This window comes from Pseudomonas sp. GD04091 (assembly GCF_029836165.1).
Taxonomy (GTDB): domain Bacteria; phylum Pseudomonadota; class Gammaproteobacteria; order Pseudomonadales; family Pseudomonadaceae; genus Aquipseudomonas.
In genome coordinates this window covers 50325-73943 of sequence record NZ_JAOEBG010000028.1, presented here as the reverse complement: position 1 = coordinate 73943, position 23619 = coordinate 50325, and the positions used below count along the sequence as shown (strand labels likewise).

Below are 23619 nucleotides of genomic sequence, written 5' to 3'. Positions count from 1 at the left end.
TTCAAGACGCCAAGGAGAGAGACTTTATAGCTGTAAGGGCTGCAACCCCAAATCAGGCTGTCGATTGGGTATCTGCCATCGCCCGTTCTGCGGGAGAGCGCGCGAAACAACAATTAATTCGTGATGCGATGGCTGGTGCGAAGCTTCGAGTCAGTAATATCGGACGAGAAATTCAGCTTAAGCGGGATAACACTTTTAAACAGCGTCAGGATGAAATCGCTGCGCTGACGGAGGCGCTGGTCGTTGCCAGGTCGATTGGGTTGGAGCACGCGCCACTGATTTCAAAATCACTCTCCGCCGATGTTTCTGCTGAAATGGGTGGGTCTTTGGTCTATATGCGCGGGGTCCGAGCGCTCGAGGCAGAAATCAAAGTCCTCAAAGAGCGTGTTTCAGATGATCCATTCATTCCGGGCTTGCGCAAGCTTGAGGAGCAGCTGGCCTTCTTCAAGGGGATGAAGATTGACGCTGCCGCTCTTCATGTCTATCGACTGGATGGCGCGGTTGAGATACCCGATCAACCTATTCGGCAACGGACCCCAATAATCCTGATGCTTGCTGCGACGCTGGGGCTGTCGGCGGGAGTATTGCTGGCTTTGTTGTTGAAAGGTTGGGAGCTGATACAGGCGCGTCGGTCTGAGTCACTCCACGGCTAATTGGGCGTGCCGATGGTGGCAAGAAATTGCCGGGTAGGAACTGAGCGACATCAGCATTCTTGGTGAGGGCTGGGTCGCTCATGGTGGGGGGGCTGGTGGTCGGTTGGCGTTTGACGCGTAGTCAAGCCTTTTGGAGTCGGAGGATTGCTGGCACACTGTCAGAATCCTCAGGGGCAGGTTAGTTTTGCGCGTGGCACGGTGCATGAATGCTGGCGTCGCTTTGCCTGGCTTGGCTGGGGGTAGGATACCCTTATAGCGATTTCTCGAAGGCGGAAGGCACATTGACCACTTTTCATCTCCCCCTTAAATCCATGGATGAGTTCGACCTGCTCGCCACTTGGCAGGCTCTGAGAAGACAGAAATTCGTTATCGCCGGGGTGGCTGCGGCCGTTGTCTTGTTTGCGCTGTTGTACCTTTCTTGGGTCAAGCCTGTCTATGAGGTCCAAAGCGTACTTCGTCCGGCGGAGCTCAAGGACCTGGATGAGCTGAACCGCTCCGGTATCTACAATCGCCCTCCCGGTGGTGCATTAGCGAAGGTAGCCGTTTCGCTGCGTTCCTATGAGAGTCGCCTGACCTTCTTCAGCGCCAACCAAGAGCTTTTTCAACCCTACCTGAAGTCGGAACGCACGCTTGAGCAAAATTTTGAAGACCTGTTTCTTGGGGCGCTGACTATTCCTGAGCCCGCTTCTGCGACTGATGACGTCGGGCGATCAGTGGTGCTTACCTTTAAATACCCCGCCGGCATTGACGGCTCATTGATATTGAATCGATACGTGGACTTTGTTATCGCAAATCAGCGGCTTCAGATTGCTTCGGATCTGAAAGTTATGGTCGATAACCGGCTGCGAGAGATAACAGGAAAACTGGAGTCCGCCAGATCGGAGTACCGCCTTGAGAAAAGCGCAAAGATTGCGCTGCTCCTGGAGCGGGATGCGATCACTCGGGAGCGATTGCAGGATGAGTTGCAAGCGCTCAGACTTGAGTTGAAGATGCAGCGAAAAGCCCGGATAGCCAAGCTCGACGAGGAGATCTCGATTGCTCGAAGCCTGGGGCTGATTAAACCTGGGACGCCTTCTTCGCTGGCCAGCGAGAAGGTTGCTGGGGCGGGGAACGTTTTCAAAACAGAAGTCAACAGTCAGCAGCTTCCTTTGTACTTTATCGGTGCGGAGGCGCTGGAGGCTGAAAAGGCGGCATTGCAACGCCGCCAGACGGATGACTTCTCAAATCCTCGCGTCGCCGCAATTGCGAAGGAATTGCAGATGCTGCAGGCGAATCGGGAGGTGGAAAACCTCAAGAAGCGTTCCGATGAAGATAAGTTCCTCACTGACGCCCAGGCCTGGCGCACAGAGGCTGCCCGTTTGAATGCGCTCAACACCGATTTTGGCAGTCAGGCGTTGGTCACCGTCGATCAGAGGGCTTTAACGCCGGAGTCTCCAGTATCGCCTAAGCGTTGGCTTGTATTGATCGGGGCCCTGATCCTCGGTTTGGGGCTAGGGTGTGTTGTGGCGTTGGGTCGTCACTGCGTGGCCGTATTGCGCCAGCATGCCCAGAGAGCTTCTCTGCCGGTCGTCGGTGCGACTGGGCATGGTGCCTCGCTTGCCGCAGCCGAGCCTGTGAGAATCAAATAGCATCCTGATCGTTATTGTTTTCCTCTGTAGGGCGGGTGAACTGTCTTGTCTGGTGAGCGGAGACGTCGCGAGCTGAGTTTGCGCGGAGGGGCCATAGGCGGCGATGGCAAAAGGATGGCGCCTGCTCGGTCGAAAGCTACGTCTCGCCAATTGAGCGCCTTGTCCATCGTCTTGCACGATGAGTTTCATTGTCGGCCTGGTTCCGTATAATTGACTGTCCATAGGTGCTAGGCCGCAGCTTGTGCCAGGTGAAGGGTTGCGAGCGTTTTGGTTGGCCATGAATATTTGGCGTTATGTCCTGCAGTGAATCTAATTGCCGAATGATGAATCAGTGAAATGGACGGAAATATGTCACAAGATTACATTGAGGCAAGAAAATGAGTCTGGTCGAGTTTTTTGATATTCAGGTTCTTGGCGATGAGCGAGGGCTCCTCCATGTACTTGAAGCGAGCAGAAATATCCCATTTGATATCAAGCGCGTCTATTTTCTGACTGCTACGGCGGTAGATGTTTCGCGAGGATTTCATGCTCATAAGCAATTGGAACAGGCTGCTGTGTGTGTGGCAGGTCAGTGTCGCATGCTATTGAGTGATGGTCATACGACCGAAAACGTCGTTCTCGATTCTCCTGGCAAGATCATTAGCATCGGAAAGATGATATGGCACGAAATGCACGAGTTCAGTGAGGACTGTGTGTTATTGGTTATGGCTAGCGATTATTATGATGAGCGTGATTATATTCGCGATTATCAAGAGTTTCTGGATGTAGCTGCCCATGTCTAATATTCCCGTTTTTACCTTGGTCGTTGGCAAACTGGCAAAAATTATCAGGAATTTTGCAGCATGATTGATTTTTTGGATTTGAAGGCGATCAATAAACTGGATCGCGAGGCCATGCTCGATGCCTGTGCGCGTGTCATCGACTCAGGTTGGTATATTGCCGGGCAGGAACTGTCTAAGTTTGAAGAGGCCTTCGCGCGATATTGCGGCACTAAGTTCTGCATTGGTGTGGCGAACGGTTTGGATGCTCTGATTCTGACGTTGCAGGCATGGAAGGAGCTTGGACGGCTGGCAGACGGTGACGAGGTGCTAGTTCCAAGTAATACCTACATTGCCAGCATCCTGGCAATCAGCCAGAACCGTCTTGTTCCGGTGTTGGTTGAACCGGACGAGGTAACGTTCAATATTTGCCCTGAAGCCGCAGCCGCTGCTGTGACTAGCAAGACGCGCGCTATTCTCGCTGTTCATCTGTATGGTCAGTTGGCGGATATGCCCGCGATCAATTCCCTGGCGGAGGAACATGGGTTACTGGTGCTGGAGGATTCCGCGCAGTCTCATGGAGCCTCATTGAATGCCCGCAAGGCGGGTAACTGGGGAGATGCCTCCGGTTTTAGCTTCTACCCTGGAAAAAATCTAGGGGCGCTGGGTGATGGTGGGGCGATTACTACAAATGACGAAAAACTTGCGCAGACGCTGTTCGCCTTGCGTAATTATGGTTCTCATGAGAAGTACAAGAATCTCTTCAAGGGCGTGAACAGTCGGCTTGACGAGCTTCAGGCGGCAATTCTGAGCATCAAGCTTACTTCCCTTGATCAGCATACCCAGCGTCGTCGCGAAATCGCGCAACGCTACCTTGATGGTATCGAGAACCCCTGCATCAATTTGCCGCGCATCGGGGGAGAGGCGACTGATGAACAGCATGTCTGGCATCTCTTCGTAGTGCGCTGCGAGCAGCGTGAGGCCTTGAAAAAGCACCTGCTTGAACACGGTGTTCAAACACTGATTCACTACCCAATCCCTCCACATAAACAAAGTGCATATAAAGAGTGGAACGAGCTTTCCTTCCCGGTGAGTGAGCGTCTTCATGAGGAGGTGTTAAGCCTACCCATGGGGCCGACACTGTCGAATGAGGACGCGGATAAAGTAATCGCTGCATGCAATAGCTTTGTTATGGCCAGTGCTTCATGACACTGTTGAAGACCAGTTTGTTAAATGGTATAGCGGTCGTTATAAAGCTGCTGACGTTACTTGGGATAAACAAGGTTCTTGCTATTTATGTGGGGCCTGCTGGTTACGCAGCACTTGGGCAGTTTCAGAATGCGGTGCAGATGATAACGACGTTTGCCACCGGTGCAATCAGCACCGGTGTCACCAAGTACACAGCGGAATATGAAGGGGATGAGGCAAAGCAGCGGAAAGTCTGGAGCACGGCAGGTGGCATCGTTGTATGCTGCTCTATCGTTGCTGCTGTCATCATCGCCCTCGCCAACCGAGTCTTGGCTGATTGGTTTCTGAAGGACGAGAGCTATGGGGGCGTTTTTCTCTGGTTTAGCGCCACTCTCTTGCTGTTCACTTTAAATGCGTTGCTCTTGGCTATCCTGAATGGCAAGAAAGAGATCTCTCGTTATGTAATGGCTAACATAGGTGGTAGCCTGTTTGCCCTGTTGACGACTGTAGTTATGACTGCACTGTTTGGTCTGTATGGGGCGCTGGTGGCGTTGGCCGTCTATCAGTCTATTGCGTTCTTCATCACGCTGCTTCTCTGTATTCGGGCGCCTTGGTTCAGTTTTACACATCTGTTTGGAGGCGTTGATTCCGCGGTAGCGCTCAACCTGGGTAAGTTCACTCTGATGGCAGTTGTGTCCGCCTTGTGCGTACCATTGAGTCAAATCATGGTGCGGAATCATCTGGGGGAAACGCATGGCTGGGAGATTGCCGGCTACTGGGAAGCGAGCTGGCGCCTCAGTGCCGCATATCTGATGTTTCTAACTACCACGATCAGCGTTTATTTCCTTCCGCGGTTTTCTGAAATCAGGGATGCGTCGGTGCTGCGTCAGGAAATATTGCAAGGTTACAAGGTTATTGTTCCCGTCGCGATACTTATTGGCGTGATGATGTACGTGTTGCGTGATTTCATCATTCATGTTCTGTTCACTGGTGAGTTTATCGCCATGCGTGAACTGTTCTTTTGGCAAATCATTGGCGACACACTCAAGGTGGTGAGCTGGGTATTGGCTTATGTCATGACTGCTCGAGCTTTTTGGAAGCCTTATATACTTGGCGAGGTTTTATCGTCGGCATTGTTTTATGGCTTGGTCCTTGTGTTCGATAAGTACGGTGCCGTTGGCGCGACCATGGCTCATGCGTTGAATTATCTGTTTTACCTGGTGTTTGTCTATGTGGTGCTGAAAGTCAAGAAAGCACTGCCTTGAGCCTGAATGTAGAACGTTGCAGGAATGTTGCGATGTACTCGTTGTTCACCCGATAGGGTGGAAATCTTGCCTCGCTGTTGAACGGAGTTGACGGATTTGAAAATTTTACTCATTGGTGAGTACAGTGGTCTGCATAAGGAACTGAGAAATGCATTGCGCGCTCAGGGGCATGATGTGACGCTGGCGGCGGCAAGCGACTTCTGGAAGAAATTTGACGCCGATATAAATCTGGGGCATGGCGAAAATATTTACAGCTATAAAGCAAGGCAATTGCTCTTGCCGTTTGTCAAGCTGAGGATGTTTCAGGGGTATGATGTCGTCCATGTTGTGAATTTTTATGTGGTCCCCAGGTTGCCATATTTGAATTTGTTGTTCTTCAGGTATCTGAAGCTCCACAATAAAGTAGTGACGCTGTCTGGCTCGGGCGATGATCCTTTTTTTGTAAAGTACTCCGAGCAGACCATGCGATACAGTCCCATTCCGTGGCATGAGAAGTATGATCGCGGAGGCCCTTATTACATGCGTGGTGCTCATCATCTCAAGGCCATGCACGCATGCATGAAATACATTGATGGGGTGATTCCCATTATGTTCGAGTACTACTCCACGTTCTGTGCGGCGGGGTACGCTGAGAAAGTGGCTCGCCCAATTCCGATCCCAATTGATGCGGGTAAAATAAAATATTCTGAAAGTGATGTGAAGGCACAAAAGCTAGTTTTGTTCCATGGCCTCAATCGTCGAGGTTTCAAAGGTACATTCTTGATTGAGAAGAGTTTCGAGGATTTGAAAGAGCGATACCCCAATGACGTTGAGTGCATCATCAAAGGGCACATGCCATTTGAAGTGTACCTGGATGTCCTTTCTCGTACGCATGTATCGGTCGACCAAGTATTTTCCTATAGCCTCGCCATGAATGCGCTTTACTCGATGGCTCAAGGCAAAGTAGTCGCAGGTGGTGCCGAGCAAGAGTCCAGTATCCTATACGGGGACGTTCTCCCTCCGGTATATAACCTGCTGCCCGAGCAACAAGCGTTGACTGCTGTTCTTGAGCGAATCATCGAAGAACGAGAGACGATACCTGAGCGTTCGCACGCCTCCCGAGAGTTCGTTCTGCGCCATCATGCCCCGTCTGTAGTTGCTGGTCAGTACATCAGTTATTGGCAGGGGCTGCTATGATTTATATTCTGCTCTTCGCAATCATTGTTTTCGTTAAGGTGTGTATATTTTCATTCTTGATGATGAACCCGCAGACATTTTTTTCGGGTGGCAATGATGGTGATTATTATGATGCCTATGCGCGGGGAGCGGACCTTGTAACGTCCAGTATTTGGCCGGATGTGCTGAGATTCCTTAACGAATGCGGTCTGTACTCTCGAGCCGGTGTCAGTTTTGTACTGATGCTGCTCGGTGTTGTCTTTATTCCATGGATGGTATCAAGGCTATGTATAGAGCGGACGGCGGGGGCGGATAAGAATGTCTGTTATCTTGCTTTGGTGATAATGAGTGCGTATCCGACACTGTTTTACTACACGCTCGATATCTATCGCGATGTTGCCATGTTGTTTGTCTTTTTGCTCGGGATTTTTGCTGTTCGTGCATCGATAGATTCGCGATCTTTTCTGGGTAAGCTGGGGGCGGTGCTGGTGGTTTTTGTTGTGGCCGGGGTCCTGTTTCTACTTCGAGGGTACCTCGGATTCGCATTTATTGTATCGTTCGTTCTGTTTAAACTTGTCCGTTTCAGAAGGTTTGGGGTAGTCACTCATGGTGTCTCGATACTGATTCTTCTGAATTTGTTTTTTGCATTTGGCTATCTTCAGCCGCTTATGAAGTATCGGGAGTTGTTTGATTCGCTTCAAGGTGGTAGTAATTTGGGGATTCGCTTCGATTCGACAGGTGGCTTCATTCCCGACTTTATCGAGAGCTTCTCTGGGCAGTTTTTTGGTTTTTTCTTCCCTAACGGTTCTTCGATAGCCTTATTTGTGCTTGAGAGTGCGCCATTTATTTTTGGGTTGGGGTATGTTTTACTCAATCGTCGGTATTCCAGCCCGTTAATTGACTTCATTTACGTATTCTCGATAACCTACTCGATCATCTGGATTCTCGGAAATGATAATCTTGGGACGGCTGCGCGCTTGCGGATGTATAACTATGTGGGTGTGTTGATCGCGTGTTTCTTGATCTATCAGCGGAAACGATTAGCGAACGGCATGGGGCCTATCCGGCAAGTTTCATTGGTTGAATAACACTGCCATGCCTGCATGGTTCGCTGTTTCATGGTTTGGGTGAGTATAATATGAAAATTTCCGTGACTGGGGCGAGTGGCTTTATAGGCAAGCCATTGTGTGAGGCATTGATTTTGCAAGGACATGCGCTTACCTTGTTGAGTCGCAAACCCACACTCGGCGAAGTCAAGTCTATCCAGGGTGATCTAGTCAGTGGCGGGGCGGCGCTTGATGAGTTTGTGCAGGAATGTGATGTTCTCTACCATTGTGCTGGTGAAATTAAAAATGCCGATCTCATGTATGGTTTGCACGTCAACGGTACGCGGAACCTTCTTTCCGCTGTAAAGAAGCGCATAGAAAGAACAGGGAAAGCGCTGCATTGGGTTCAGTTGAGCAGTACGGGAGCGTATGGCAACCAATCGCAAACGTCTGTAGTTGATGAAACGTTTTTTCCGTCACCCGTGGGCAGTTATGAAGTAACCAAGACGATTTCTGATGAGCTTGTCAAGCTGGCGGCTGAGACAGAGTCGAAGTTTACTTATACGATTGTTCGACCGACCGTTGTGATTGGCTCAAGTATGCCGAATCAATCGGTATTTCAGCTGGCGAGCATGGTGCGCCGGGGAATGTTCTTTTATATCGGGAAAAGACAGTCCAACGTGTCAACTTATGTTCATGTCGATGATGTGGTCGCGGCGCTGGTCGTCTGCGGTACAGATGCGCGCGCGATCGGTGAGACATTCATCGTTTCAAATGATTGTGCTCAGGTTGATGTCATCAATGGATTTGCGGCTTACGCGAAAGTATCTCCTCCTCGCTGGAGTATCCCTGAGAGGCTTGTTCGTGCGGTGATGGCTGCCAAGCCACCGTTCATCAGGCTGCCATTGACGCCGCAGCGAGTCGATGCGCTAACGATCAAAGGTGGTTACAGTAACCAGCATATTCGCACGCGGCTGGAATTTGACTTCAAGCACGGCATACCCGAGTTTATTCCAGCCTTCTTGGGTGGGAAGGATAGTGTTGCCGCGCGGGGTGAAAAAAAGTAAATGGTACAGAAGAAGAAGTTGTGCATCGTCTCCACCGTTCCCGGGGCGCTTCGGTTGTTCATGCGTGAGCATATTCGCACGCTATGTGACTACTATGATGTCACATTGATAGCCAATGCCCGGCCAGAAGAGGTGGTAGGGGTCCATGATGCGCGGGTGTCTTTCATTCCCCTCGGTATCGAGAGAAAGGTTTCCCTGGTTAATGATCTTAAGGCGCTATTCGGCCTATGGCGCATTTTTCGCCAAGGCAGGTTCGATTGCGTACTTTCGATTATGCCGAAGTCTGGCTTGTTGGCCATGCTGGCAAGTTTCCTGGCTCGAGTCCCCAATCGCATTCATATCTTTACCGGGCAGGTCTGGTACACGAGCACAGGTATTTCCAGGTTTGGATTGAAGGTGCTTGACCGGCTGCTTGCGTTTTGTGCGACCCATGTGATGGCTGACAGCCCTTCACAACGAACGTTTTTGATTAATGAGAATGTTGTGCCGGGCGACAAGATCACGGTACTGGGTGAAGGGTCCATCAGCGGCGTCGACACCGATCGTTTCAAGCCTGATCCTGAGGCCCGCAAGCGTTATCGTGATGAGCTGGGTATTGACAGCGAGTCCGTGATCTTTTTGTACATGGCGCGTGTCACACGCGATAAAGGCGTATTGGATCTGGCGAAGGCATTTGCGCAGGCAGCACCTTCAATGCCGAACGCTTACTTTGTCTTGATTGGGCCAGACGAGGAGGGTATCGAACATGAGCTCTCTCAGTCGCTGATTAGCTGTATGCCGAAAGTCCGACGCATCGAGTTCACCTATGATCCGGAAGGTTACATGGCAGCGTCCGATGTCTTCTGCATTCCCAGTTATCGGGAAGGCTTCAGCTCGGCGACTATTCAAGCGGCTGGCACCGGGTGTGCTGCCATTGCTTCGAGAATCTACGGTCTGACTGATGCGGTGGTGGAGAACGCTACGGGCATTTTTCACACGCCCGGTGCAATTGCTGAGATTGCTGACTCTCTTCAGCTGCTCTATGCCGACACGTCGTTGCGAGGAACGCTTGGTCGTCAGGCGCACGAGCGAGCTCATCGTCAGTTTTCTCAACAACGGATCATCAATGAAATGGTTGATTTCGTGAGGCGCAAGGTCAATTAGATGACGTTGGCGTTTTTCTAAATGGCAACCTGAAGGTAGTTTTCCCGAGGCAGGGGGGCGCGGTCAGCTGGATCATCCAGTATCATCCAGCGCCGCCGCTATGAACCGGGCATTGGCCTTTAGCTTCACGCTTGGTTGCATGCCCGCCTTGACAATAGACGAGACCTTAACCACGGTCTCTTGTCGCTTTATGGAGCAACATTTAATGCAAGTCTGGTTATGGCTCCCTGTGGTCACTGCCCTTTCGTATTTGCTGACCTGGGGCGTTCGCAGGTATGCGCTGGCTCGCAGCCTCATGGATGTACCGAATGCCCGGAGCTCTCATTCCGTTCCCACTCCGCGCGGTGGTGGCGTCGCGATCGTTGTCAGTTTTCTCGTGGCCTTGCTGCTCCTTGCTGGATCTGGGCAGATCGAGTCGAATTTCGTCTGGGCCATGGGTGGGGCGGGCGCAGGCATTGCGGTGTTGGGGTTTCTCGATGATCACGGCCACATTGCCGCGCGTTGGCGCCTGCTCGGTCATTTCGCGGCTGCGATATGGGCCCTCGCATGGCTGGGTGGCCTGCCGCCAGTGCCTTTGTTCGGAACCGTCGTTGACCTGGGCGTAGTGGGGCATGTGCTGGCCGTCTTTTATCTGGTCTGGTTGCTCAATCTCTACAATTTCATGGACGGTATCGATGGCATCGCGAGTGTCCAGGCGGTCTGTACCTGCCTGGGTGGCGCATTGCTGTATGGCATCGTGGGGTTGCCGGGTACCGCCCAGGCGACAGTGTTGTTAGGCGCTGCGGCACTGGGGTTCCTGATCTGGAATTTCCCACCTGCCCGCATTTTCATGGGCGACGCGGGAAGTGGTTTCCTTGGCGTCGCTCTGGGCATGCTTACCTTGCAAGCGGCTTGGGCTTCGCCACAGTTGTTGTGGGCATGGATCATTCTGCTGGGGGTTTTCATCGTCGATGCCACCTATACCCTGATCCGTCGCCTCTTGCGCGGAGACAAGGTTTATGAGGCCCATCGCAGCCATGCCTACCAGTTCGCTTCACGCAAGTATGGTCGCCATCTGCCGGTCACCTTGAGTGTCCTGGTAATCAATCTGGCCTGGTTGCTGCCTTGGTCCGTTTGCGTAGCGCTTGGCTGGATCGATGGGCTGGTCGCGGTGATCGTCGCCTATGTTCCATTGGTCTGGTTGGCAGTTCGCTTCAATGCGGGAGCACTGGAAACGGCCGATCGGTAATGCGTTTACGAGCAGAGGATGTAGAATCACGCACGAGTTCTGCGTGTCAAATGCATGTCAGCATCGTTACAGTCGGTGAAGGTTGCTTCACAGTTGCCAATATATGGAGCAGGAGAGGAGTTCTCTGAGGTATGGATAGATTGAGAACAAGCATGCTCGGGTTGCCGCGCCGCTACAAAAGGGCGCTGCAGGTGGTTTCCGACGTCTTGCTGGTCTGGTTGGCGCTATGGCTCGCATTCGTCGTACGACTGGGGCTGGATGAGATGGTCAACCCGGTTGAGGACCATCTGTGGTTGTTTGCCGCGGCGCCTCTGATTGCTATTCCAGTGTTTATTCGGTTCGGCATGTACCGAGCGGTAATGCGTTACTTTGGCAATCATGCGCTGATTGCCATCGTCAAGGCGGTGAGCCTTTCATCCTTGATTCTGGCGCTTGTGGTCTATTGGTATAGCAACCACCAGGTCGTGGTACCCCGCTCGATCATTTTCAACTACTGGTGGTTGAGCGTCATCATGATTGGCGGGCTGCGCATGATCATGCGCCACTATTTCCTGGGTGATTGGTACGCCGCCACTCAGCATGTCCCGTTTGCCAGCCGTGACAACGGCCTGCCCAAGGTTGCGATTTATGGGGCGGGTGCCGCAGGCAACCAATTGGCAGCGGCGCTTGTGATGGGACGGGTGATGCGTCCCGTGGCCTTCATCGATGATGATGAAACACTTGCCAACCGCGTCATCGCAGGGCTTCAGGTATTCAGGGGAAATGACGTTCAACGGATGATCGAGCTGACGGGGGCCGAGGAGATTCTGTTGGCGATCCCGTCCTGTGGACGTGCTCGCCGCCGTGAAATTCTCAGTTATCTCGAGGCCTTCCCTTTGCATGTGCGCAGTATTCCGGGCTTCATGGATCTGGCCAGTGGCAGGGTCAAGGTCGATGATATCCAGGAGGTCGATATCGCCGATTTGCTCGGTCGCGATGCAGTGCCTGCGCAAAATGACTTGCTGGCGCATTGCATCACAGGGCAAGTGGTCATGGTGACTGGCGCCGGCGGATCGATCGGTTCGGAGCTTTGCCGCCAGATTCTTTCGCTCAAGCCGACAGCGTTGCTCCTTTTCGAGCACAGCGAGTTCAACCTCTACAGCATTCTAAGTGAGCTGGAGCAAAGGGTTGTCCGGGAGTCTCTCCCTGTCCGAGTACTGCCGTTCCTGGGATCGGTTCGCAATCAGAAGCACTTGCTTGAAACCATGCGCATCTGGAATGTCAATACGGTGTATCACGCCGCCGCCTACAAGCATGTGCCGATGGTTGAACACAACATTGCGGAAGGCGTGCTGAACAACGTTCTCGGTACGCTCTATACCGCCCAGGCTGCCTTGCAAGCCAACGTGGCGAACTTCGTGTTGATCTCCACGGACAAAGCCGTGCGCCCGACCAATGTGATGGGTAGCACCAAACGTCTGGCGGAAATGGTGCTGCAAGCGCTCAGCCGGGAGTTGGCGCCTGTATTGTTCGGCGATTCGGCCAAAGTGTCTCGTGTCAACAAGACGCGCTTCACCATGGTGCGATTTGGCAATGTGCTCGGCTCTTCTGGCTCGGTCATTCCACTTTTCCATAAGCAGATCAAGGATGGTGGTCCTGTGACCGTTACCCATCCGAAAATCACCCGTTACTTCATGACCATTCCCGAAGCGGCTCAGTTAGTGATTCAGGCCGGTTCCATGGGACAAGGTGGTGATGTGTTCGTTCTCGACATGGGAGAGCCAGTGCGCATCGCCGATCTGGCGGAGAAAATGATTCACCTCTCGGGCCTCAGTGTTCGTTCCGAACGCAACCCGCACGGTGATGTCGCCATCGAGTTTACGGGGCTGCGCCCGGGCGAGAAGCTCTATGAAGAGTTGCTGATCGGTGACAACGTCGTCTCGACCAAGCATCCGATGATCATGAGCGCCAACGAGGACTTCCTGTCCTGGGATGTTCTCAAGGACAGGTTGGCGACACTCATGGCGGCGGTGGACGCTGATGATTATCTCAGCGTGCGACAGCAGCTGCGTGAGAACGTAAGTGGTTATACGCCGGATGGTGAAATCGTCGATTGGGTCTATCAGCAGCGGCGATCTGAAATTTAGCAAGGCCTGGATCGGTGACTGATACGCCGAGTGCTCGGTCACCTGTCGGGCGCTTGAGGTGCTCCTTTCGGGCGCCCGAGACCATGAATGATTCGCGCTGAGCATGACATTTGGATGGCGAAGATTTTCCTGAAGCTGGAGTGTTTATCCAGCGCGAAATCAAGTTGATAAGAGATTAGAGATATCTCAAGGAATAAGTATGCATGTGCTGGTAACGGGCGGTGCTGGGTTCGTGGGGCAGGCCGTTTGCGATCGTCTTGAACGCGATGCTGTGCAGGTGACCAAGACGGTGCGAACGCTCAATGACGAACAGAAAGCCGCGAGAAACGCTGTAGCACTGGGTGACATTGGCGCCGATACGGATTGGCGTAGCGTGCTTGAAGGTATTGATGTTGTCGTTCACCTTGCCGCCCGAGCGCATGTGCTGAAAGAAAGCCATGCCGAGCCCCTGGTTGAGTTCAGACGGGTGAATGTCGACGCCGCCCTGGCGTTGGCGCAGCAGGCAGCGGCGGCTGGAGTAAAGCGCTTTGTCTTCATCAGCTCAATTGGCGTAAACGGCAATGTGACGGGCGAAACCCCATTCGCTGAACACTCCCGCCCAGCGCCTCACGCGCCGTATGCTCAGTCAAAACTTGAGGCTGAAGAGGCGCTTGAGCGCTTCACGAAGACTACATCGATGGAGTTGGTGATTATTCGACCGCCGTTGGTGTATGCCGCTCATGCACCGGGTAATTTCAGACGGCTGTTGCAGCTGGTGGCTTCAGGTATCCCCATGCCATTTGCTTCTATCAACAATCGCCGCAGTATGATTGCGCTTGATAATCTGGCTGACTTTATAACCTGTTGTGTGCGGCATCCCGCTGCGGGCGGTCAGACTTTTTTGATCAGTGATGATGAAGACCTTTCACTGCCCGGCATCCTGCACCTTTTAGGAGAAGGGATGGGGAAAAAGGTGAGGCTGCTACCTGTGCCTTCATCGTTGATGGCAGCCGGTGCAGGATTGCTTGGCAAGAAGAACCTTTACACGCAACTGTGCTGCTCGCTTCAGGTGGACTCTTCCAAGTGTCGTGAGCTTTTAGGCTGGGTGCCGCCTTTGAGTGCTTCCGATGCGCTGCTCGCGACCGGGAAAAAATATCGGGAGCTCAGGGGTTAGGCGACTGCGCGGTCAATGGGCACTGCATGGCAGGTCGATTTTCCATGATGGGCGCTATGCACGAAAAGGCAGGGGCGATTCATGGACGCGTTCAGTTTCGACCCTGTGCTGCAAGACACTGCTGACATTTGACGCTGAAAGTGATGAATCTGTTGTGAGATTTTAATTTTAATGAATAGCTTTCAGCGTTGACCTCGTTGCGTTTTTTTGCGGCGTTGATGGTGTTTTTCAGTCACTTGAATTTTCTCGCTCAGAGTGATTCGCCGACAGCGGTACACCCATTCAATGACGTCATGTATGAAGGTTATGTTGGGTTTTACCTGGTCATACCCACGCCTTCCGCAAGGAATGCCAGGCTTCTGCAGTGCGCCTCACTGGTGCTTTTGGCCACCTTCTTGTATTTCGGCAAGTACGTTTCACAAGCACACAGATTTGATGTGTATTACGTGGCGCCCATGGCGTTTGTTATTTTCTCATTCGCATTCCAATCTGGTGTGCTCGCCCGGGTGATCAGTGGTCGTCTTTTGATGTTGTGGGGTGAGGCAAGTTTTGCTTTCTATCTCGTTCATCAGCTGATTATTATTGCGGGGCAGGATGTGCGGCTTCGTATTGGCAGTGATCACGCGCTCTTGACGGATATTTCCTATGCGATCATGTACTTCTTGATTGCCCTGGCGATTAGTGTGCTGTTGTTCAAGTATTATGAATCGCCGGCCAGAGCGAAGATGCTCAGCCTTATGGGCGCGCGACGGCGGGCATTTGTCGGTTGATCAGCATAAGGCAGTGGCTTGGCCGCCGGCATTGGCTTCGCTTTATTGTGTTAACGTCTTGAGGGGCTGGTTGGATATGGCCGGAGCATGGCGGTCTCTCTCGGCGATGTCTGATTCAGTTACCAATTCATGCGGAAAGCTGCAGGCGCTTGGCTAAGGCAGGCACTATATTGACAACGCAGCGCGGGAAGCGCTGCCTTGCAATATTAATTCACAGGAGTGCATGAATCATGCGTAACACCATTCTTTCCTACTTGCTGCTGCCTCTTTTCGCCGGACTGTCGTTCTCCCTTAGTGCGGCGACAGTACAGGCAGAGCATAATCCGGTAGCCGTGCAGGTGCCTGTTGCGCAGGCAAAGTCACCCACCTCAGGCAGCGTCGATCTGAACAGCGCAGATGCACTGGCGCTACAGACGTCTCTCACTGGCATTGGCAAAGCCAAGGCAGAAGCGATCGTCGCTTACCGCGAAGCGAATGGCCCTTTTTCAACGGTCGACGAGTTGCTGGAGATCAAGGGAATTGGAAAGGCGTTGCTGGAGCGTAATCGAGATCGACTGACGGTGGACTGACCTCTCTCTCGATGGTCGACCATATGTTCTGCTCGGCCATCGAGCTTCTATCGATCCTTTGCCTCCTTTTCATCCATTTCTGCGTTTCGCTCATGTACCTTCTTGAGCTGTTCCTCCGTCAACGGCAACTTTTTCGCCGTATCCCGCAAGAGCATCAACCCGCCGACTATCGAGCCGAGGGCGACAATCAGTATCAACCAGGCATACCAAGGCATCGACATTCTCCTGAACGCTTGAAGGGCACCGCTCGCATGGCATTCGATCCACTGCCGCAGCCATTGGTTCCAGTATAGAAGTCACACCCAGGCTGGCCAATTCTCATGACCCGCGGCCCCCAAACCCTTGGCCACTTCGTTTACAATGCGCGCCGTTTACGACTTGCCAAGAGACCCTGCCCATGTCCGCCTGCCAGACGCCCCTGATCGTCGCCCTGGATTTCCCTACCCGTGATGCCGCCCTGAAGCTGGCTGACCAGCTTGATCCGGCGCTGTGCCGGGTGAAGGTCGGCAAGGAGCTGTTCACCAGCAGCGCCGCAGGCATTGTCGAGACCCTCTGCAGCAAGGGCTTCGAAGTGTTCCTCGACCTCAAGTTCCACGATATCCCCAACACCACCGCCATGGCGGTCAAGGCCGCGGCCGAGATGGGCGTGTGGATGGTCAACGTGCATTGCTCCGGTGGCCTGCGCATGATGTCGGCCTGCCGCGAAGAGCTGGCCAAGCGCAGCGGCCCGCAGCCGCTGCTGATCGGTGTGACCGTGCTGACCAGCATGGAGCGTGAGGACCTGGCCGGCATCGGTCTGGACGTCGACCCACAGGAGCAGGTGCTGCGCCTGGCGGCGCTGGCGCAGAAGGCCGGTATGGACGGTCTGGTGTGCTCGGCGCTGGAAGCGCCGGCGTTGAAGGCGGCGCATCCTGCGCTGCAACTGGTGACCCCGGGGATTCGCCCCGCAGGCAGTGCCCAGGATGACCAGCGCCGGATTCTGACTCCGCGCCAAGCGCTGGATGCGGGTTCCGATTACCTGGTGATCGGGCGTCCGATCAGCCAGGCGGCGGACCCGGCCAAGGCGCTGGCTGCCGTGGTGGCCGAGATCCGCGGCTGATCCGCAAGTGTCGGGGCCGCATTGCAGCCCATCGCCGGCAAGCCCGCTCCCACAGGGGCTGTGCGGCAGCCCTTAGACTTTCAGCACCAGCTTGCCGAAATTCTCTCCACTGAACAGCTTGAGCAGCGTTTCGGGGAAGGTCTCCAGCCCGTCCACCACATCCTCCTTGCTCTTCACCTTGCCGCTGGCCAGCCAGCCGGCCATCTCCTGCGCGGCCTTGCCGTACTCCTTGACGTGGTCCATCACCACGAAGCCCTCCATGCGTGCCCGGTTGACCAGCAGCGACAGGTAGTTGGCCGGCCCCTTGACCGCCTCCTTGTTGTTGTACTGGCTGATGGCGCCGCAGATCACCACGCGGGCCTTGAAATTGAGCCGAGACAGCACGGCGTCGAGGATGTCGCCGCCGACGTTGTCGAAGTACACGTCCACGCCATTGGGGCACTCACGCTTGAGGCCGGCCAACACGTCTTCGGCCTTGTAGTCGATGACGCCGTCGAAGCCCAGTTCATCCAGCAGGTATTGGCACTTCTGCGCGCCGCCGGCGATACCTACCACGCGGCAGCCCTTGAGCTTGGCGATCTGCCCGGCAATGCTGCCGACCGCGCCGGCGGCGCCGGAGATCACCACGGTGTTGCCGGCCTTGGGCTGGCCGACATCGAGCAGGGCGAAGTAGGCGGTCATGCCGGTCATGCCCAGGGCGGAGAGATAGCGGGGCAGGGGCGCGAGCCTGGGATCGATCTTGTGCAGGCCCTGGGGCTCGCCGGTGAAGTAGTCCTGCACGCCCAGGGCGCCGCTGACAGGGTCGCCGGGCTTGAAGTCCGGATGATTGGAGCTGACCACCTCGCCGACGCCGAGCGCACGCATCACCTGGCCCAGGCCCACGGGCGGTATGTAGGACTTGCCTTCGTTCATCCAGCCACGCATGGCCGGGTCCAGGGACAGGTAGAGGTTCTTCACCAGCACCTGGCCCTCGCCCGGCTCGCTGGCGGGCACCTGCTCGTAGGTGAAGTCGTCACGGCGCACGGCGCCGACCGGGCGTTTGCTGAGCAGGAAGCGGCGATTGGTGTAGCTCATGGCTGATTCTCCTGGATAGAGGCAAGAGGCACGATGATCGGCCTGCTGGATGGGCGACGTCACGCAAGATCACCGCGAACGATAGTAGTCCAACCGCGCCCCTGATGATGCTGCCCAGCCCGGCGGCGGGCTGACTAGACTCAGCGCGGACTTTCCATCCATTTTGCAGGAGCCAGTGATGAGCATGACTTTCTCCGGCCAGGTCGCCCTGGTCACCGGTGGTGCGGCGGGTATCGGCCGGGCGACGGCGCTGGCGTTCGCCGCCGAGGGGTTGAAGGTAGTGGTGGCCGACCGTGATGCGAGCGGGGGCGAGGCTACGGTGGCGCTGATTCGCGAGGCTGGTGGCGAGGCGCGGTTCGTGGCGTGCGACGTCACCCGCGACGACGATGTGCGTCAGTTGCACGAACGGATCGTCCAGGCCTATGACCGGCTCGACTATGCCTTCAACAACGCCGGTATCGAGATCGAGAAGGGCCGCCTGGCCGAAGGCAGCGAAGCGGAATTCGACGCGATCATGGGCGTCAACGTCAAGGGCGTGTGGCTGTGCATGAAGTACCAGTTGCCACTGCTGCTGGCCCAGGGCGGTGGCGCCATCGTCAACACCGCCTCGGTGGCTGGCCTGTCGGCGGCGCCGAAGATGAGCATCTACGCTGCCTCCAAGCACGCGGTGATCGGTCTGACGAAGTCGGCGGCCATCGAGTATGCGAAGAAGGGCATTCGGGTCAATGCGGTGTGCCCGGCGGTGATCGACACCGACATGTTCCGCCGCGCCTACGAGGCCGACCCACGCAAGGCCGAATTCGCCGCGGCGATGCACCCGGTCGGACGCATCGGCAAGGTCGAGGAGATCGCCAGCGCCGTGCTCTACCTGTGCAGCGATGGCGCGGCGTTCACCACTGGGCATAGCCTGACCGTCGATGGCGGCGCGCTGGCGATCTGAGCTACCGTGGGAGCGGGTTCACCCGCGAGGGTGCCCGCGCAGATGTCCACAACGTCAACGCCACTGCGGCACAGCCCACCAGCAGGACGCCGCCGAACGCTTCCAGCGCCGTGCGCGATCCCAGCCGGTCGCTGAGCAGCCCGGTGAAGATCACCGGCAGGCTGAACCCCAGGTAGGCGAGCAGGAAGAACCCGGCGCTCGCCCGGGTTTTTTCGCGGCTGGCCAACTGATTCACCGCCGCCAGCCCGCCCAGGTAGATGAAGCCATAGCAGGCGCTGCTGGCGGCGACAGCACCCAGTAGCACGCATGGCAGGTTGCCGGTATCAGCCCCCCAGGCCAGCAGCGCATAGCTGCACGGCAGTATCAGCAGGCCCAGCAAGGTCGCCCGGATGCTGGCCATGCGTCGTGCCAGAGGCTGGAACAGCAACCCGCAACTGATCACGCAGAAGGTCGAGAACCCCGACCAGGCGCTTAACCCATGCTGGCGCAGGATCCCCGGAAGCAGGGCGATGACCAGCCCGACACAAGCCCAGGCCAGCAGGATCGCCAGGCCAAACGCCAGGCTGCCGGCCGGGTAGAAGGGCAGGCGCAGCATGGCGCTGCGTTGCGCCGGACGCGGATCGGGCAGGCGCCAGACCAGCAGCAGGGCAAGCGCGGCCAAGGCCAGCTGTAGGTGGAAACTGGCGGGTGTGAGCGTTGGCCCACGCAACAGGAACAGACTGGTCAGTGCCGCGCCCAGGCCGAAGCCGAGCGAGGTGCTGGCGGTGACCCAGAGCATGGCGCGGCCGCCATCCTCGGGCGCCATCAGCTCGCTCATGTAGGCCGTGGCGGTGGCCGAGGCCAGCCCGGTGCCCAGGCCGAGGAGCAGCCGCGCCAGGCCGAGTGTCTCCAGGCTTGGCATCAGCAGCATGATCAGCGTGGCGACCATCGACAGGATGAGGGCGGCAAGGATCAACGGGCGCCGCCCGACCCGGTCGGCCAGGCCGCCCAGCGCCAGCAGCACCGGCAGCACCCCGAGCACATAGCCGGAGAAGGCCACGGCGGTGGCCGCTGCGCCGCGTCCGGACAGGTCGGCATAGGTCATGTACAGCGGTGCCTGGAGGTTCACCGCCAGGGTGATCAGGCACAGGGCGAAAGCCAGCAGGGCTGGCGCGTGACGAACAGGCATCGAAGGTATCCACTGGATCGGTTTCGTGCAGCATCGGTCGTTGGGCCGGGATCGCCAAGGCACACTCCAGCAGCATTTGTGCTTAACTGTTTGCCTGAAATCAGCGAACACTTTCCATGCACTTCAATCTGGATCGCCATCACCCCTTGCCCCTGGTCGAGCAGTTGACCCGGCACCTGCAGGCCTGGATCGAGCGGCAGCGCCTGCGTCCTGGCGCGCGCCTGCCGTCGATCCGTGCCTTGGCGCGGGATCAGGCGGTGAGCGCGTCGTGCGTGATCGAAGCCTATGATCGGCTGGTGGCCAGCGGTTGGCTGGAAGCCCGGCATGGCGCCGGCTTTTTCGTCGCCGAACGTAAACCTGGCCTGCAGTCGGACGCCGGCACGCCGTGGGGCGAGGCGATCGATGGCAGTTGGCGGCAATTCCGCGAGGGGCACGATGAATTGCTCAAGCTCGGCTGCGGCTGGTTGCCGGTGGCCTGGCGCGCCGAGGCCGAGCTGGCCCAGGCTATCCGCCAGGTCAGCCGCGGCGCCCCCGAGGCATTGTTCGACTATTGCCCGCCCCAGGGCCTGGCCAGTCTGCGCCTGCAGCTGCACAAGGGCTTGGCCCGGCTGGATATCGCCGCCGAGCCCGAGCGGATCATCACCACCCAGGGCGCCAGTCATGCACTCGACCTGTTGGTGCGCACGCTGCTGTCGCCGGGGGACAAGGTGCTGGTGGAACGCCCCGGCTACTACAACCTGTACAACTTGCTGCGCCAGCATGGCGTGCAGATGCTGGAAGTCCCGCGCACCCTTGGCGGTCCGGACCTGGCGGTGCTCGAACAGGTACTGGCCGAGCACCGGCCGCGTTGCCTGTTCATCAACAGCCTGTACCAGAACCCGACCGGCACCAGCCTGACGCCCAAGGTCGCCTACCGGCTGCTGGAGCTGGCGCGCGAGCACGATCTGCGCATCGTCGAGGACGATATCTACGCGGACTTCCAGGAAGGCCCGGCGACCCGCTTGTGCACCCTCGACAGTGAGCAGCGGGTGATCTACATGGGCAGTTTCTCCAAGACCCTCAGCAGCGCGTTGCGGGTCGGCTATCTGGTGGCGGAGCCCACACTGATCGCGCGCCTGGCGGAGCTGAAGATGGTCAGTGGCATCGGTACTTCACGCTTCGCCGAGCAGGTGGTCGGGCAGATGCTCGCCAATGGCAGCTACCGCAAGAGCGTGCAGCGCCTGCGGATGCGCCTCGGCCAGCACATGGCCAGAGTGCTCCGACAGCTGGAGGCGTGTGGCTGGGAGGTGTTCTGCGAACCGTTCGGCGGCATGTTCGTCTGGGCGCGGGTGCCGGGGCTGACCTTCGCCGAGCTGGAGCGCCGAGCGCTTGAGCATGCCGTGCTGCTGACGCCTGGCAGTGCCTTCGACCCGCAAGGGCGGGCTTGCGACTGGCTGCGAATCAATGTCGCTTATGGGCAGGATTGCCGTGCGCAGGCGTTCTTTGCCGATGCAGGGCGACCTTCATCGGCCTGAAAACGACACGAACATAGCTAAATGACACCATTGGTACCTCCGGCTCTTGTGAGGGAGTCCGCGCCATTGCCACTCTTGCCAGATCAGAGACGACGGGGGATGGGCGATGGTGGCGACCAAGCACGGAGTACTGGCCAACCTGGGCATGGCGCGCAAGCTGGGCCTGGGTTTCGCCCTGGTGCTGCTGTTGACCCTGGTGGTGGCGGCCATCGGTGTATACGCCCTGGCCAGCGTCGGCCAGCGTTTCGATGGGCTGCGCCAGATGGCCCAGTTCAACACCGACCTGCTGAAGTTGCGCCAGCACGAACAGGCGTTCGCCTTGCGCTCGGACGTCAAGGAGGCCGAGGCGCTGCGCAGCGGTTTGCAGGGGTTGGTCGAGCGTACCCGTGGCATCCCTGTGCTGGAGGCGGCCGAGGCTGACCTCGGCGCATACGGGCAAGCCTTCGATCAGTTCGTCCAGGCGGTCCAGGCCAAGGAGCTGGCGCTGGACATGGCCAGCTGGTCGGTGTCCAGCGTCGCCAACAACCTCGATGTGCTGCAGGCCGGCCTGAGCGACGACGGCACCTATACCCTCAAGCAATCCCAGGGCCAGCAGGGCAGCGATTTTCTCGAACAGGCCGGGCAGGTGGCGCAGGTCTCGCGGCTGATGCTGCAGGCCATGGACGAGGCCAGGGTCCGCCTCGAACAGAGCCGCAAGGGCGACGAGGCCATCGCCCAGGGGCGCATCGCACAAACGGTGGAAGCGGCGACTCTCGTGGAGCAGCTCAAGTCAGCCGTCGCCGATGCCGGATACCAGAGTGTGCTGGGCGAGGTGGCTGGGCATATCGCCAGTTTCTCCGAGAGGCTCAACGAGTACACCGACTTGCTCGGGCAGGAGCAGGGCATCAAGCGCCAGCTGCAGGAGCGCGCCGAGCAGGTCACGGCCCGGGTCGACCAGGCCTACGCTGCCCAGGAGCAGGCCATGCAGGCCGAACTGACCCGCAACGCCGGGGCCATCGCCGGGGCCACGGCACTGGCGCTGCTGGTGGGTGTGCTGGCTGCCTGGCTGATCACCCGCGCCGTGGTCGCGCCGCTCAAGCGGGTGATCAGTCGTGCCCGGCGCATTGCCGCCGGTGAGCTGGGCATCGAGGCAGAGGCGCCGCGTGGCGATGAGGTCGGTCAATTGCTGCAGGCCATGCAGCAGATGGCCGAGGGCCTGTCTGGCATCGTCAGTGGTCTGCAGCAGGGCATCGAGCAACTGGCGGGCAGCGCCCAGGCACTGTCGGCGGTCACCGAGCAGACCAATCGCGAGGTCGGCTGCCAGAAGGGCGAGACCGAACAGGTGGCCACCGCCATGCAGCAGATGACCGCCACCGTGCATGACGTGGCGCGCAATGCCGAGCAGGCGGCCCAGGCGGCCCAGGCCGCCGACGACAAGGTCGAGGCCGGGCAGCAGGTGGTGCGCCAGAGTTTGCAGCGCATCGAGCAACTGGCCACGGCCGCCGAAACCGCCAGCAGCGGGATCGACAGCCTGAGTGCCGAGATCCACACCATCGGCGACGTGCTGGAGGTGATCAAGAGTGTGGCCGAGCAGACCAACCTGCTGGCGCTCAACGCGGCGATCGAGGCGGCCAGGGCTGGAGAGCAGGGCCGTGGCTTCGCCGTGGTGGCCGATGAGGTGCGCGCCCTGGCCCGGCGCACCCGGCACTCCACCGAAGAGATCGAGCGCCTGGTCGCCAGTCTGCGCGGCAACGCCCAGCAGTCGGTGCGGCAGATTCGCGGCAGCGCCGAGCTGGTGCGCCTGGCGGTGGCCGACACGCTGCAGACCGAAAGCGCCCTGGGCAGCATCGCCGCGGCGGTGTCGCTGATCCAGCAGATGAACCAGCAGATCGCCGCGGCGGCCGAGCAGCAGAGTTCGGTGGCCGAGGAGATCAGTCGCAGCGTCACGCAGATTCGCGGCAGCGCGGATCAGGCGGCGTTGGCGATGGAGGACAACGCCCGCTCAAGTGTCGAGCTGGCACAGCTGGGCAATGACTTGAAGGGGATGGTGGGGCATTTCCGCTTGTGATGGCCTATACCGGTCCGCTCCCACGCAT

At 57.2% G+C, this 23619-nt stretch carries 20 protein-coding genes and 1 pseudogene; 18 read left to right on the top strand and 3 right to left on the bottom strand.

What is annotated here, in order from left to right; translation table 11 throughout:
- The 14 genes and pseudogenes from N7422_RS24310 to N7422_RS24245 all read left to right on the top strand — a co-directional run.
- Nucleotides 1-653: pseudogene (locus tag N7422_RS24310) on the top strand (O-antigen chain length regulator); the annotation flags it as partial.
- Nucleotides 654-859: 206 nt separating this feature from the next.
- Entirely contained in the window at nucleotides 860-2281 is a 1422-nt protein-coding gene (locus tag N7422_RS24305; RefSeq protein WP_279808906.1) for a Wzz/FepE/Etk N-terminal domain-containing protein, read from the top strand.
- Nucleotides 2282-2658: 377 nt separating this feature from the next.
- On the top strand, nucleotides 2659-3063 hold the full coding sequence (locus tag N7422_RS24300) for an FdtA/QdtA family cupin domain-containing protein (RefSeq protein WP_279808905.1): 405 nt from the start codon (nucleotides 2659-2661) through the stop codon (nucleotides 3061-3063).
- Nucleotides 3064-3123: 60 nt separating this feature from the next.
- Entirely contained in the window at nucleotides 3124-4248 is a 1125-nt protein-coding gene (locus N7422_RS24295) for a DegT/DnrJ/EryC1/StrS family aminotransferase (RefSeq protein WP_279808904.1), read from the top strand.
- Entirely contained in the window at nucleotides 4245-5492 is a 1248-nt protein-coding gene (locus N7422_RS24290; protein ID WP_279808903.1) for an O-antigen translocase, read from the top strand. The genes N7422_RS24295 and N7422_RS24290 overlap by 4 nt, the downstream gene beginning before the upstream one ends.
- 96 nt (nucleotides 5493-5588) lie before the next feature.
- Nucleotides 5589-6668, top strand: a complete 1080-nt coding sequence (locus tag N7422_RS24285) for a hypothetical protein (protein WP_279808902.1) — start codon at nucleotides 5589-5591, stop codon at nucleotides 6666-6668.
- Nucleotides 6665-7735 (top strand): hypothetical protein, encoded by a 1071-nt coding sequence (locus N7422_RS24280; protein ID WP_279808901.1) that lies wholly within the window; start codon nucleotides 6665-6667, stop codon nucleotides 7733-7735. The genes N7422_RS24285 and N7422_RS24280 overlap by 4 nt, the downstream gene beginning before the upstream one ends.
- A gap of 50 nt (nucleotides 7736-7785) precedes the next feature.
- Nucleotides 7786-8760, top strand: coding sequence for an NAD-dependent epimerase/dehydratase family protein (locus N7422_RS24275; RefSeq protein ID WP_279808900.1), 975 nt, complete (start codon nucleotides 7786-7788; stop codon nucleotides 8758-8760).
- Nucleotides 8761-9903, top strand: a complete 1143-nt coding sequence (locus tag N7422_RS24270; protein ID WP_279808899.1) for a glycosyltransferase — start codon at nucleotides 8761-8763, stop codon at nucleotides 9901-9903. It abuts the gene before it with no gap.
- A 205-nt stretch (nucleotides 9904-10108) separates the two neighbouring features.
- Nucleotides 10109-11131, top strand: a complete 1023-nt coding sequence (locus N7422_RS24265; RefSeq protein ID WP_279808898.1) for a glycosyltransferase family 4 protein — start codon at nucleotides 10109-10111, stop codon at nucleotides 11129-11131.
- Between the two features lie 131 nt (nucleotides 11132-11262).
- Nucleotides 11263-13257, top strand: a complete 1995-nt coding sequence (locus tag N7422_RS24260) for a nucleoside-diphosphate sugar epimerase/dehydratase (RefSeq protein WP_279808897.1) — start codon at nucleotides 11263-11265, stop codon at nucleotides 13255-13257.
- A 199-nt stretch (nucleotides 13258-13456) separates the two neighbouring features.
- A complete protein-coding gene (locus tag N7422_RS24255) occupies nucleotides 13457-14410 on the top strand; it encodes an NAD-dependent epimerase/dehydratase family protein (protein WP_279808896.1) in 954 nt (317 codons plus the stop codon).
- Nucleotides 14411-14598: 188 nt separating this feature from the next.
- Entirely contained in the window at nucleotides 14599-15180 is a 582-nt protein-coding gene (locus N7422_RS24250; protein ID WP_279808895.1) for a hypothetical protein, read from the top strand.
- A 230-nt stretch (nucleotides 15181-15410) separates the two neighbouring features.
- Nucleotides 15411-15749, top strand: coding sequence for a ComEA family DNA-binding protein (locus N7422_RS24245; RefSeq protein WP_279808894.1), 339 nt, complete (start codon nucleotides 15411-15413; stop codon nucleotides 15747-15749).
- Between the two features lie 47 nt (nucleotides 15750-15796).
- On the opposite strand, the gene N7422_RS24240 is transcribed toward N7422_RS24245, so the two are convergent.
- Nucleotides 15797-15964, bottom strand: a complete 168-nt coding sequence (locus tag N7422_RS24240; RefSeq protein WP_279808893.1) for a DUF2897 family protein — start codon at nucleotides 15962-15964, stop codon at nucleotides 15797-15799.
- A gap of 182 nt (nucleotides 15965-16146) precedes the next feature.
- Between N7422_RS24240 and pyrF the strand changes: the two genes are divergently transcribed.
- A complete protein-coding gene (pyrF, locus tag N7422_RS24235; protein WP_279808892.1) occupies nucleotides 16147-16848 on the top strand; it encodes an orotidine-5'-phosphate decarboxylase in 702 nt (233 codons plus the stop codon).
- Between the two features lie 72 nt (nucleotides 16849-16920).
- Here pyrF and N7422_RS24230 read toward each other — a convergent pair whose 3' ends face one another.
- The gene (locus N7422_RS24230) at nucleotides 16921-17922 is read right to left on the bottom strand and encodes an NADP-dependent oxidoreductase (RefSeq protein WP_279808891.1); all 1002 of its coding nucleotides are present in this window, start codon (nucleotides 17920-17922) and stop codon (nucleotides 16921-16923) included.
- Between the two features lie 178 nt (nucleotides 17923-18100).
- Here N7422_RS24230 and N7422_RS24225 point away from each other — a divergent pair, with 178 nt between their 5' ends.
- Complete coding sequence (locus N7422_RS24225; RefSeq protein WP_279808890.1) at nucleotides 18101-18862, top strand: SDR family oxidoreductase; 762 nt, start codon at nucleotides 18101-18103, stop codon at nucleotides 18860-18862.
- A gap of 1 nt (nucleotide 18863) precedes the next feature.
- Here the strand turns inward: N7422_RS24225 and N7422_RS24220 are convergent, their stop codons facing one another.
- Entirely contained in the window at nucleotides 18864-20030 is a 1167-nt protein-coding gene (locus N7422_RS24220; RefSeq protein ID WP_279808889.1) for an MFS transporter, read from the bottom strand.
- 116 nt (nucleotides 20031-20146) lie between these two features.
- Between N7422_RS24220 and N7422_RS24215 the strand changes: the two genes are divergently transcribed.
- Together N7422_RS24215 and N7422_RS24210 are read left to right on the top strand one after the other, a co-directional pair.
- Nucleotides 20147-21544, top strand: coding sequence for a PLP-dependent aminotransferase family protein (locus tag N7422_RS24215; protein ID WP_279808888.1), 1398 nt, complete (start codon nucleotides 20147-20149; stop codon nucleotides 21542-21544).
- Between the two features lie 106 nt (nucleotides 21545-21650).
- On the top strand, nucleotides 21651-23591 hold the full coding sequence (locus N7422_RS24210) for a methyl-accepting chemotaxis protein (RefSeq protein ID WP_279808887.1): 1941 nt from the start codon (nucleotides 21651-21653) through the stop codon (nucleotides 23589-23591).
- Nucleotides 23592-23619 lie beyond the last annotated feature (28 nt).